This is a genomic window from Paenibacillus sp. LBL (genome assembly GCF_029893715.1).
Lineage (GTDB): Bacteria > Bacillota > Bacilli > Paenibacillales > Paenibacillaceae > Paenibacillus_AQ > Paenibacillus_AQ glucanolyticus.
In genome coordinates this window covers 20504-32187 of the sequence record NZ_JARXYU010000030.1, presented here as the reverse complement: position 1 = coordinate 32187, position 11684 = coordinate 20504, and the positions used below count along the sequence as shown (strand labels likewise).

Annotated in this window: 13 protein-coding genes and 1 pseudogene; 9 read left to right on the top strand and 5 right to left on the bottom strand. The window is 38.8% G+C overall.

Going from position 1 to position 11684, the window contains the following annotated elements; translation table 11 throughout:
* Positions 1-71: 71 nt before the first annotated feature.
* Together M2277_RS30730 and M2277_RS30725 are read right to left on the bottom strand one after the other, a co-directional pair.
* Positions 72-944, bottom strand: a pseudogene (locus M2277_RS30730) (DNA polymerase IV); the annotation flags it as partial.
* Positions 941-1324, bottom strand: a complete 384-nt coding sequence (locus M2277_RS30725) for a YhjD family protein (protein WP_280756356.1) — start codon at positions 1322-1324, stop codon at positions 941-943. The pseudogene M2277_RS30730 and the gene M2277_RS30725, both read right to left, overlap by 4 nt.
* Before the next feature lie 215 nt (positions 1325-1539).
* On the opposite strand from M2277_RS30725, the gene M2277_RS30720 reads away from it, so the two are divergent.
* From M2277_RS30720 to M2277_RS30700, 5 genes are all read left to right on the top strand, one after another.
* The gene (locus M2277_RS30720) at positions 1540-2397 is read left to right on the top strand and encodes an ATP-dependent DNA ligase (RefSeq protein WP_280756355.1); all 858 of its coding nucleotides are present in this window, start codon (positions 1540-1542) and stop codon (positions 2395-2397) included.
* Positions 2398-2533: 136 nt separating this feature from the next.
* Positions 2534-3217, top strand: a complete 684-nt coding sequence (locus M2277_RS30715) for an SOS response-associated peptidase (protein WP_280756354.1) — start codon at positions 2534-2536, stop codon at positions 3215-3217.
* A 299-nt stretch (positions 3218-3516) separates the two neighbouring features.
* Entirely contained in the window at positions 3517-4038 is a 522-nt protein-coding gene (locus M2277_RS30710; RefSeq protein WP_280756353.1) for an HNH endonuclease, read from the top strand.
* Between the two features lie 319 nt (positions 4039-4357).
* Entirely contained in the window at positions 4358-4864 is a 507-nt protein-coding gene (locus M2277_RS30705; protein WP_280756352.1) for a hypothetical protein, read from the top strand.
* A 134-nt stretch (positions 4865-4998) separates the two neighbouring features.
* Positions 4999-5529: a hypothetical protein gene (locus tag M2277_RS30700; protein WP_280756351.1), complete on the top strand. Its 531-nt coding sequence runs from the start codon at positions 4999-5001 to the stop codon at positions 5527-5529.
* 596 nt (positions 5530-6125) lie between these two features.
* Here M2277_RS30700 and M2277_RS30695 read toward each other — a convergent pair.
* Entirely contained in the window at positions 6126-6956 is an 831-nt protein-coding gene (locus tag M2277_RS30695; protein ID WP_280756350.1) for a MerR family transcriptional regulator, read from the bottom strand.
* 452 nt (positions 6957-7408) lie between these two features.
* On the opposite strand from M2277_RS30695, the gene M2277_RS30690 reads away from it, so the two are divergent.
* The 4 genes from M2277_RS30690 (at position 7409) to M2277_RS30675 (ending at position 9283) form a co-directional block, all read left to right on the top strand.
* Positions 7409-7738: a DUF4181 domain-containing protein gene (locus M2277_RS30690; RefSeq protein ID WP_280756349.1), complete on the top strand. Its 330-nt coding sequence runs from the start codon at positions 7409-7411 to the stop codon at positions 7736-7738.
* Between the two features lie 295 nt (positions 7739-8033).
* On the top strand, positions 8034-8351 hold the full coding sequence (locus M2277_RS30685; RefSeq protein WP_280756348.1) for a DMT family transporter: 318 nt from the start codon (positions 8034-8036) through the stop codon (positions 8349-8351).
* A 22-nt stretch (positions 8352-8373) separates the two neighbouring features.
* Positions 8374-8721: a DMT family transporter gene (locus M2277_RS30680; RefSeq protein ID WP_280756347.1), complete on the top strand. Its 348-nt coding sequence runs from the start codon at positions 8374-8376 to the stop codon at positions 8719-8721.
* A 25-nt stretch (positions 8722-8746) separates the two neighbouring features.
* On the top strand, positions 8747-9283 hold the full coding sequence (locus M2277_RS30675) for a TetR/AcrR family transcriptional regulator (RefSeq protein WP_280756346.1): 537 nt from the start codon (positions 8747-8749) through the stop codon (positions 9281-9283).
* Positions 9284-10198: 915 nt separating this feature from the next.
* On the opposite strand, the gene M2277_RS30670 is transcribed toward M2277_RS30675, so the two are convergent.
* Complete coding sequence (locus M2277_RS30670; protein ID WP_280756345.1) at positions 10199-10486, bottom strand: hypothetical protein; 288 nt, start codon at positions 10484-10486, stop codon at positions 10199-10201.
* Positions 10479-11528, bottom strand: coding sequence for a hypothetical protein (locus M2277_RS30665; protein WP_280756344.1), 1050 nt, complete (start codon positions 11526-11528; stop codon positions 10479-10481). Before M2277_RS30665 ends, M2277_RS30670 begins: the two co-directional genes overlap by 8 nt.
* Between the last annotated feature and the right edge of the window lie 156 nt (positions 11529-11684).

Here is an 11684-nt window from a genome sequence, read left to right as displayed (position 1 = left end):
TGTGCTCTATATCAAACAACTTGAAAAATATTATTCCTCCAAAGAATTAAAAGATTAGACCCTTTATGCACACATGTTTTTATATAGATACCCAATAATACGACCTTGATTTCCTCCAGTTGAGCATAATCCCGCGGCAGGGTCATCATGTGGCCGACTGATTTTGGTGCGACTTGGTGCGTCCCCGGCCGTACGGGGCTGTCATCGATGCCGTTTGCGATCCGCCAGTATAACTCGGCCTGGATGTCCGAGTTCTTTCCAAACTTGCGCCGCATCATCTGCTTGAGATTTCCAAGAGGCGTCTGAGCTATACTTCCGATCGTTGGCAACCCCATTACGGAAAAGTGACGTGTCATCCGGCGTCCCACCATATACATGTCGCTCACCGGTAGCTTCCATAACGTTTCAGGCAGCATCTCTTTGGTTAGAGTGTATATGCCGGATGGATTTTTCTTGGCGTAATTGTCACAGGCGGTCTTGGCGAGGGTTTTGTTCTCTCCGATTCCAAAGCGAATATAGACCCCTGTCGCTGCCTGGACATGTGTTTGGATCAGTCGGGCCAGCTCCTCAGGAGCGTCAGCATAAAGATGCATAGACCCAGTGACGTCCAAAAACTGCTCGTCAATACTAAAAGTTTCGACAAGGTCTGTATACTGCTTATAAATATCTGTGATGAGCATCGATACATCAATATACCTCTGCATGCGTGGACGTATCACTACAAGCTCAGGGCACTTTGCATAGGCTTCACCCAGTCTATCCTCCGTCTTAACCCCTCTGGATTTGGCTATAGGGCATGCAGCCAGAACAACACCTGAGCGCCTTTCCGGATCGCCTGCAACCACCAAGGGACGGTTTTTATATTCAGGATGCTCGGCTTTTTCTACGCTGGCATAAAAAGATTGGCAGTCCACCAACATAACGACTTTGTTTTTTGATTTCACTGGAGATACCCCTTATCTGCAATATTAAGCCCCAAGTATGTGTAGGATTTTTGTTCAATCTCTGCCTCGATTAATCCCCACAAAATGGACAATTTATGCTGAAAGCCCCTGCAAATAAAATCAACTTCAACTCCAAGCTCTGTTCTTCGATTTTCGTAAATTTTTAAGTTGTTCTTTTTCATGTCCTTACGAACTTCAGATAAATCCTCAATAGCTGCTTTCTGCAAACGATCGATAATAACATTTGTTAAATCTGAATTCTTTAAATCAGACCTACACAGGGTCTGGCGGTTCTTCTCCAATACATCAAGCAGTAGAGGCAATAACGTAAAGTCTTTGACAAGTTTTGTTTCTTCTGGTTTAAGTCCAATATTCAGCATATTTTGAATCACCTCATAAAGGGAACATTTGTTTGTATTATAACCAAACAAGTGTTCTCTAATCAATGGATGTTTTTGTTATATGGTGTCATCATATGATTAAGGTTCAATTAAATAGTTTAGGGATCTGATTTGTTTTAATTATTCGAATGCCATCATATACCTGTGTTATCGGATAAATGGCTATGATACCCTGAAACATAGGGGGAATGAGGATGATTAATCCTATGTTATTGGCAGACGCCCCTGAACCCTTCGAATCAGAAAAGCACATCGCTGAATTAAAGATAGATGGCATTAGGGGACTCTTAGATATACAGGAACAGGTTAGATTATATACACGGCATCAAAATGATGTGAGCTATCGTTTTCAGGAAATCACACAGGCAGCGAAAGAAGCAGCAGGTAAGGGAACGTTGTTAGATGGGGAATTTGTTGTGAGCGATATCAATTCCGGAAAACCCGACTTTGAAGCAACAATGGCCAGATTCTCATCGAATCCTAATCCTAGAAAATTGCGAACACCAGGGTTAACATTTGTTGCCTTTGATATTCTGCAGCACAAAGGCAAAGATCTGACAAATCTTGATTTAATGCAGCGCAAAGAAATTTTAGAGGATGCTGTCCAGGAAAATGAGGTCATAAAAAAAATCCGGTATATGGAACATAGTTTCATTCCTCTGTTTGAGCTCTGCAAACAACAGCAGTTGGAAGGCATTGTGATCAAACGTAGAGACAGCCGATATTATCCTGGAAAGCGACCAGATGATTTGTGGCAGCGTGTCGTTGTGTATCAGCGGGAACGATGTATCGTCCTTGGTTATTCCAAAAAAGAAATAGCATGGCTTGTGGGAATAGAGCATAATGGTGTAATAACGTCTGCGGGCATGGTGAAATACGGCATAACACCAGCAATTCGAAAAAAGGTTTTTCCCATTTTGAAGAATGCTACCGTCAGGGAAACGAAGGATTTTGCTTATGTGGAACCGATGATAACAGTAGATATTCGTTATCGACATTGGACCAAGGAAAACAAAATGAGGCTTGCTGTTTTAGAACAAGTTTATTATTAACTAAGGGGACAAAATTACCGTCCTCTTTTTTGCATTTCTCATAATTATTACGCTAGCTTCCAGGAATCAAAATAAGATACATGTTTTCCTAGCCTGGATATTGGATATCTTATTAATAAGGATGGAGGGGATTAGCATGTGTGGAAGATTCACTTTAATAAGTGATATATCCGAAATAGAAGATACGTTTGCTGTAGATAAAATCGACTATGAATATAGGCCACGTTATAATATAGCTCCGTCTCAAACGATCGCCGTTATAAATGGGAATAGTGGAAAGCGAGTGCTAGAAGGCTATAGATGGGGCTTAGTTCCATTCTGGGCTAAAGATATTAAAATCGGTTACAAGATGATTAATGCCAGGGCTGAAACGATACAATCCAAACCAGCGTTTCGACATCTTTTAACCACGAAACGTATCATTATCCCAAGTGACGGCTTTTATGAATGGAAAAGAGAAGGGAAGGATAAAAAGCAGCCGTATCGATTTCAGATTAAATCCAAGAATGTGTATGGATTTGCAGGTCTTTTTGATGAATGGAAGGATCCAGAAGGGGAGATATTACGCAGCTGCACGATTATAACCACTAAACCTAATGATCTGGTTTCAGATGTCCATGATAGGATGCCGGTGATTTTAGATCGAGGTACTGCAGATATTTGGCTTGATCCGGAAGTTACTGATAAAGAAAAGCTTCAGAAGCTACTAGCTCCTTTCCCAGCTGACAACATGCTTTCCTATCCGGTTTCTGCTGCTGTTGGAAGCGTTAAAAATTCTGGCTCTAATTTGATAGATGAAGTTCCTTTAAACTCCAAGTAAGACATCAATAAACTCATATGAAAACCGCTTTTCCTGTAATATATTCTATCAAACCATTAGACTGCATCCTAATCCAGGATGTCGGTCTCTTTGTTATTTGGTAATATAGCGAGGAATTTAAGAAACAAATGGTTCGTAAGGAATGGCTGCAATAACATTGTGAGCATCTATGTTACGATATACTATAAATACAAAATGTAACTGGTTTTTTTCAATGGATGCACCAAGTAAGGATTATCATGTCGAGTGAGTTTTTAATAGAAAGAGCTTAGATTTATAGAATTAGTGAGGTGAATGACGTGGAAAATATAAAATCGAAAGCAGAACGAATTCGGAAGCTTCATGAAACTGGGATGCCTATTGGAGAAATCGCAAAGAGTATGGATATAAGATATCAACATGCATATAATGTAATTTCTTCATATAAAAAAAAACATGCGGCCGTCAATAAAACTGTTAGTTTAGGGAGCGGGACAGTTTCGAAAGTTCGTAAAGGAAGAAAGATTGGTACCAGCATGTTTTCCCGGATGAACTACCAGGTAATCCGGGGCATGATGGAGCTTGTAACGCTGAGAGATTTATCTGAAACCGACTGGATCACTATTAAAGAATTTTTCGATCATCGCTGCGCTTATTGTGAAGTACCTGATACCGGTGATGTCCGTAATGGCTTAGTACCAGACCATCTAATCCCTGCATCTCTAAATGGTGATTATGTGATTGGAAATGTGATTCCAGCTTGTCATAGCTGTAACGACCGAAGAGGAAAAAGGATTGGGAGTTGTGGCTTAGAACCAATTTTCCCACTGAAGCCGAGATAAGAACTGAGAGAATAAAAAAGTATCTGCAGCTTTATCCCCATAAAAACCTTACCGACCCGCTCGAACGTTTAACCGATGAGGAGCGAGTTGAGTTTTTGGAAATATTGGATGAATGGAAAACTCTATGGGACCGAGCAATATCTTTAAGAGACATAATTAAATTCAGAATTTCCCAACAGAACAATAAGTAAAAAAAGGAGTGTAATTTATCATAATATAAGTAGTGTAATTAATGCGAAACCATGAGTTGGGCAGTAATTACATAATATCATCAGTCAGATCATAATTACCTAAAAAATGCTATAAGGTGGTTTGAGATTTGAAAATTAGTTATATTAGTCACATTTTCCCTAAGTTTAAAAAAGCTCTTCTTGTCGCTCGGTATATTGATTCCGGCTCGAAAGTTGATCGATATGTTAGGAACTATTCCTTGCAGGGCAAAACGTTAAGCCTGCTTTTTTTTCATGGAAATTGTCATAAGGTTGCTGATCCTGCTGGAAGATGTTCTTTGTTCTTAGAAGACCAGGGGGATTTATCTAACCATAGAGAGTATGAAAAGGCTAATCCAAAACACTGCCCGTACATACATTTTTTAATGCAAAATGAATCAGACCGTATGTTCCCCCCTTATAATGCAACAGGTAGATACCCAATTTATCTTTGCAGAAACAGCTGCGGCCACTATAGCACAGGACAAGGACAACATCGTCTATGTATTTCTGGAACTCTGGGAATTCCACTACCAAGGGTACGTTTGAGTTCCTCTGAGAATGTCTGTGGTAGTTGTGAAAATCCACATACTGCGATGAGTTTGTATTCATTTTAAAGCGGTGATAATCAAAAATTTTCAGTTTTTAAGACAGGATAATGTAGCTTTGAAGAGTTGAAAGACGTGGCAAGGCAGAACATAGAACTGTTCTTTTAATATTTAAATTATTTAATGAAGATCAAGGTGATAAGATGAAGACTTGGGAAATGACAAATTCTATATTAGAACAAATCTACTATAATAGCAGCGATTTCATTTCAATCGAATTAGGCATCCAAACAGTCAATCCTTTGCACATTATCGGGTTATCTAGACAGCTAGATGTGGAGAAACTCAGTGTACTTCGAAGAAAAATCGAAGAGAATGGATGGCAGAATATTGAACCGCAGGGTATTAGTTTGATTAAACTTCCTGATCAATCCTATATTGTTAATGCAGGTGGGAACCACCGAGCTTTTTTGTGCAATGAATTTGGTATCGATAACATTCAAGCCCAAGTTACGGCTTTTATACCAAGAAATGAATTGAATGATAATCAACTAGCCGAGATAATGGCTTATCAAGAAACGATTGATAGATTGTATATCAAAAATCAAACAGAAACTAACGATCGAAAACGATTAAGAATCTTAAACAATATTACTAAAATTGAATCAAAGTATAGAACTTATTTAAATAAAGTTTACCAAGACATACACAAATGTCGGGGGACAAGAACATAGTCCCATTGAAAGTCGCTAACTTAGCGGCTTTTTGTTTTATCGGTACAAGTTCTTGTCCCGAGTCGAGGACAAGAACTTGTACCGATTGCCGTAATGGACAAGAACATGAGCCGATTACCGATTAGATAAGTATCTAACTAATATCTCTACTCAAATTTATAAAATGCTTACGGACGGTAGAGTTCAACAATTTCGCGAGTTCTCTATGTAAAGAATTATTTATGAAGTTCATAAATAAGACGTTATAGAAAATCAGCAAAAGTATAAGTGGAATTTTGATAGTTAGGAGAAAGTAAATGACTACAAAAATATTTTTTCTACAAATCGAATTGGAGCAATAACGAAGCAGCAAATACAGGTTACGGTACGGCAATTTTTCGCGATTCGCAGTTTCGGCGATCCCCATTAACCAGGTCACATTTCCCACAAAGTGCCGGTAGCTGGCCATTGCGATAAGTTGACTTTTTAATCTAACGAGTAGGAAAGTTCAAGATTGCAGAGGAATAAATTTATATTTACATAAGGAGATCGTAATATGTCATTTCCGTACATTATTGTTTAATCTTTCTAGTCTGATTATTTGCGGGGAATTTAATCTATAAATTACAGTCTGAAATTTCAACAGCTATCCGGATGATATAGTTCTCTGGATCCTTTTCCACTAGATAGTGAAGCATTTCAACCATGTAAACATCGCCGCAAATCAACATTCCGTTACTCTTAATGAATTTTTTTAGGTTGAAGCAAGTTTCAGATATGGTCTCATAGGATCCTTTATGATGAATCAAAGCATAGCGACCCTTAGGTTTGATGATTATTTTTTCACATTGAATTGGAGATTTTAGTTTATTGGCGATGTAATCTGGATAATAGTCACCCGATTTAAAACGATCCTCACATAAGATGGTCCAAATGGGGAAGTCATGATTAATATTTTGTGTTTCACAATAGTCTCGATGCTCGCTTAATTTGCCAGCAAACTCCTTGTCACCAGAGCCTTGGTTTAATGGGGTAGCAATAAAAGATTCAGCTTCACATTCCTCTATCCACGTATCATCTCGTATATTCACCATGGAATTTTCAGTCATTTTAATGGCATCATCCAGAAAACTCCTCATGCGACTCATTCGCAGTTGTTCCGCTTCCAGCTCACATTGTTTCTGTTTAAGTAGCGATATTAACAGCGCCGTGTTTTGATTTTGAATATACTCCTTGATTTGCTGCAATGAGCTCCCTGTCTTTTTTAGCACCTTGATAATATCGAGTAAATAACATTGTCGAAGAGAATAGTAACGGTAGCCGTTAGCATTGGTGAACTCTGGTTTTAAGAGCCCGATTTCGTCGTAATGAAACAGGGTATGCTTGGTTACTCCGCAAGTTTTAGCTAGCTCACTTGTCGTGAAATATTCTTGAGTTATTCTGTGCAAGGTAATTCCTCCCGCGATACTTGTTACCACAAAACAACTGCTTGACTATAGGGTTACCCTACAGATTATAGTGCCTAGAGTGATTCAAAACAATACCTGGAGGAATGTTAACCAGTGTCTAAAATTAATAGTGATTGTTCTGGTTGTCGTGATTAGAGCTTTTACTCATTGTTTATGGACCCATGACTACCCTTAAGCGACATTTGCCAATCTGGGTGCACCTGCATTCAAGGAACAATTGGATGTTCAACCCGGCTTGATCGTAATTGCAATATGGAGAGTCATAATAATGAAACGTATGGCCTTCATATGGTGGAAAGCCTAAGTTTGTTGCCAGCTGCTAACATTAAGCATTATGAACTTTGCCCATAACACAAAGCATGCATCAATTGAATTAAGTAGATGAGACTGTTGGAAGTAAAAAAATCGAATCTACGCCTAGGAGGTTTGATATGCACGGCATGAATATTTTCTTTATTGTCGTTCTAATCGTAACGCATTTAATATTGGATCAAATCATGCTGGTACCTGGGGGAAAAGCATCAGATGAAGAGAACAGACGATTGTTTAATTGGGGGTTTTTAGCCCATATCATATTTGTTTGTTTTACTTTTTTTGATCCCGCAAAAATTGATCCTTTGCTAAGCGGTTATGCAGCATTGATGTTTGGTTTGCGTGCTTGTATTGAATGGGTGCACCTAAAGGAAACGAGAAGTCATTTCGTTTCACTTTTACTGGCAGCAATCTCCATTGTTTTTGGACTAATCTTCGAAATAATTTAAATGATTATTTACCAAGCTAAGACGGGAGGCCAGACAAATATTTGATTGGATCCATATCGATATCGATGGTGAAGATGGTATCAAGCTTTCTTTAAAATGTAACTCATCAATTTTCTTGACTGTGACGATTCCGGATTCGGCCGCATTTTTTTTCATAACTTTCCGTTCGCTTTCTTGGTTTAATCACTGAAATAACGGGCAAGATATTATGGAATAAAAAGTTAGCTCTTTACAAAAAGACCGTCTGGACGGTATAATTATTATAAGGTCTTTAATTTATGAGGAGGATACACAGGTGGCTTATTTATTTCTTGGTTTGGCTATTATTTCCGAAGTTTTTGGAAGCTCAATGATGAAGCTCTCCAATGGTTTTAAAAGAAAATTACCCACTTTGGGGCTAGTGGTAGGTATGGGATTATCCTTCTTTTGTCTGTCTTTAGCATTAAAAACTATTCCACTGGGGCCTGCTTATGCCATTTGGTCTGGTATAGGAACTGCTCTGACAGCTCTGGTTGGGATAATACTTTATAAAGAAATCATAACCAGGAGTAAGATTACAGGCCTATTTCTTATTATTGTGGGCGTAGTGATTATGAAACTGGCAACTAGCTAATTTTTAATGGAGGTGAATTACGATGAAAGGATATATCTTTCTTGGAATTGCAATAATTGCTGAAGTTTTTGGGACAACTATGCTAAAGATGTCTCATGGATTTACTAACTTACTTCCGACGATTGGACTTATAGTCGGTATGGGAATAGCATTTTATAGCCTTACAATGTGCTTGAGAAACATCCCTCTAAGTACAGCTTATGCGGTTTGGGCCGGTGTAGGCACCGCAATCACTGCTATAATAGGAGTGGTTATATGGAACGATCCTTTTAATATTTTTTCGTGTATTGGATTAGTCTCGGTTATCGGCGGCGTGGTACTATTAAATCTGTCAAAAGGCCAAGGTAAGCAAACGGAAGGATCACACTAACACTATACTAAAATGGAGGATTTAGATGAGTAATACAAGACGAAAAGATATTTTATCTTCTGCTTCTTATATTATTGAGCATTCGGGTATGGAGAAATTAACATTAGATGCGGTAGCCAAACATGCAGGTATCAGTAAAGGTGGGCTTCTTCATCATTTCCCTAATAAGGAATCCATCATACAGGGATTGATTGAAGAATATGGGAATGCATTTTTTCTCGAAGTGAAAAAAAATGCAAACGAGGATGAGCACATGGGGAGATGGAATAGGTCGTATATCGAAACTTCCTTCAACGACAAAAAAACAACTTCTGCATTAAGTAACTCTCTTCTGGCAGTCCTATTCTCAAATCCAGAATTAATGACAAGTTACCAACGAGATAATAATTTAATTCAAGAGGAAATGAGTAAAGATGGAATAGACATAGTTAGCGCGACTATAATTAAGTTGGCTAGTGACGGCTTGTGGTTGGCTGAGCTATTAGGTATTGGAACCTTAAATGAAGAATTAAGACACAAAGTAAAAGATAAATTAATGAATCTGACTTATAACAATAATTAAATTTGTGACTTATGACATGTACTTTGAGACACCTTTGAACTCATAATAAGACTCACTCCAATCGAATGCTTGGAGTGGGTTTTATTATATAAAGATTTTAAGCTGACAGCCGCCAACTCCCTGATATATGAACGATCTAAAAATTTTTAAAACCCTTTTGTCGGAGGACAAAAACATAGTAACATTAGAAGCCGCTGATTATGCGGCTTTATATATTTATGTTATCAAGTTCTTGTCAAAACACAATGACAAGAACTTGATAACATTCCCGACAGATGTGATTGTCAAGGGAGTGTATCATCCCTTCAGCGTACAGGAACAGTTCAGTGTCGATCTTCAGCAGATTCAAACGGCACAGAGTATTCCCATTCCCTCACCGTAAGATCCAACACACGTAAGATAACCGCATACTTGATTAGCAGAGATCCGCCTGTGGTCTACAGCCGTTTTTTTTATTTATACTGATATAACTACATAAGAAAGACTTGCTTAATTCATGTTTATCCTCGTTCAGCTAGTCATATCGACTAGTTTGGCAGAAGAGGGCAAGAAAGCATTATTGAAATAAATGAAAAAATAATTGCGGTGGATTCATTTTATACAAACGTTTACAAGAACTGAATGCAAGAAAATAAGAACATATGTTCTTATTTTTAACAAAACAATTACACAAAATCAGGATTTTGTACATATGTCTAAAATTTTTGAAAGACTCTGTAACAGCATCCTTCCATATGGGTTGTGTCACTCATATTACTTCGTACATATAGTAAAAACCGTCCTTTTGGACGGTATTACTTTTTCCTTAATTGAACAGTTTTTGCTCTCATAACGTGAGTGACATCCAAGTTGCATTCATTAGTTTAACCACAATAATGAAAGTTATACATAAAAGCGCGGAGTCATCGCTTCCTTCTACGATAGAAATTGCCAGAACATTGGCTCGAGTTTGCGATAGATGTCTTCTTCGATCTCGGCCCGAATATCCATATCGAGCTGCGTTCGATGCGTCTCAGGAAAGCTTCGGTACAGCTCCTCACATGCGGCGACGGCCTTAGTTACAATTACGTCGAATTGGCTTCGCTTCACAGCTGACAGTTTTCTGTACGCTTCAGAGGCTTCCTGAAGATTAACTTGCTCTTCCCATTCCAAACCGTAATGCTTAGCCAAGACGATATTAAAAATCGAAACCAGATCAATCATATGGATTCACTCCTACCCTGTATGAGTTCTGACCGAATCGCTTGGCGCATAACTCATCTGCAACCAGTGGATCATCCGGATCAGCGTTTGATCGAGATGCGCACAGCAATTCATACTCCTTAACAGCGAGCTTCAACGCTTCTTCACTTGGAATATGCTGTGAACTTTCTTCCTCTCTTTCATGTATTAGGATTTCGCCAAACTCCCGCAGTTGCGTCTCCTTAGAGATTTGATTCATCTCTTCTAAAATCTCCTCATATCGAGAAAGCTTCTTTTTCAAGAAGGAAGACTCGTTCGCTATTTGTTCCAACTGCTCGACCAATTCCGCGTATCGTTCGTTGTTCCGTAGTTCTTGATCCAATTTGACGCTTTTTTTTAAGTCATCCTTTGCACCCGGTCGCTGCTGGAGGAATACCGACGCCGAATTCATGTCCTCTTGCGAACGCCGGTTGTCCAGAAATATGTATACAAGCCTGGATCTGTCTCTCAGTAATTGCAATTGCGAGGCGAGTTCTTTCATTATACCGACATAATCGGAATAATAGAGATCGTCTTCCGACTCCATCATTTGTTGAACGTCCTGCTCGATTCCATTTAATTCACCCCTCACAGAACTGATTTCGACGGCAAGTTCGTAGTGAATACAACGCATCATCGCTTTACGTTGTTCCCGGACAATCTCCTCGTCTACTTCTAGATGTTTGAGCATCGTGGTAAAAGCATCGAGATAGAAGGTAAGGGATTCAACTGGCACATCAAAGATTTTCCCTTTTCGTATGAGGACAAATTCATTACTCGTATATTGATCGAGAATATCGAATAGCAGTTGTCGATCCTTCTCTGCGAATTGAAACGGTTGGCTAGCGGCACCAAAATTTTCTTTGAAATATCTTACATCCACCCCTAGAACATTCATGATTTCACTCAAGTTTTGTCTGCAGGTTTCGTAATTGGTGGTTTTTTTGGTCTTTTCTTCTGCATTTTTCTGTTTGCGATACCTTGAGTAATCGACAAGCATGGACTGCAGCGTAACTTTCTCCATTTGACGTTCCTTCCTTTCTGAACGTGCCGGCATTACGTTCAATTTATTATGTTTCAACTGGACAGTCTTTCGCAAGCACTTCAGTCATAGGAATTACAGACTCGAATTCACTGGACTGACTATTATTTGAAGTCCCATTAAACTTTTAAAAGAAAA

Bases quoted from the DNA above. Each gene is read 5' to 3' on its own strand.
- M2277_RS30725 (WP_280756356.1), bottom strand. From the start codon at position 1,324: ATGCTGAATATTGGACTTAAACCAGAAGAAACAAAACTTGTCAAAGAC.
- M2277_RS30720 (WP_280756355.1), top strand. From the start codon at position 1,540: ATGATTAATCCTATGTTATTGGCAGACGCCCCTGAACCCTTCGAATCA.
- M2277_RS30715 (WP_280756354.1), top strand. From the start codon at position 2,534: ATGTGTGGAAGATTCACTTTAATAAGTGATATATCCGAAATAGAAGAT.
- M2277_RS30700 (WP_280756351.1), top strand. From the start codon at position 4,999: ATGAAGACTTGGGAAATGACAAATTCTATATTAGAACAAATCTACTAT.
- M2277_RS30690 (WP_280756349.1), top strand. From the start codon at position 7,409: ATGCACGGCATGAATATTTTCTTTATTGTCGTTCTAATCGTAACGCAT.
- M2277_RS30680 (WP_280756347.1), top strand. From the start codon at position 8,374: ATGAAAGGATATATCTTTCTTGGAATTGCAATAATTGCTGAAGTTTTT.
- M2277_RS30675 (WP_280756346.1), top strand. From the start codon at position 8,747: ATGAGTAATACAAGACGAAAAGATATTTTATCTTCTGCTTCTTATATT.
- M2277_RS30670 (WP_280756345.1), bottom strand. From the start codon at position 10,486: ATGATTGATCTGGTTTCGATTTTTAATATCGTCTTGGCTAAGCATTAC.
- M2277_RS30665 (WP_280756344.1), bottom strand. From the start codon at position 11,528: ATGGAGAAAGTTACGCTGCAGTCCATGCTTGTCGATTACTCAAGGTAT.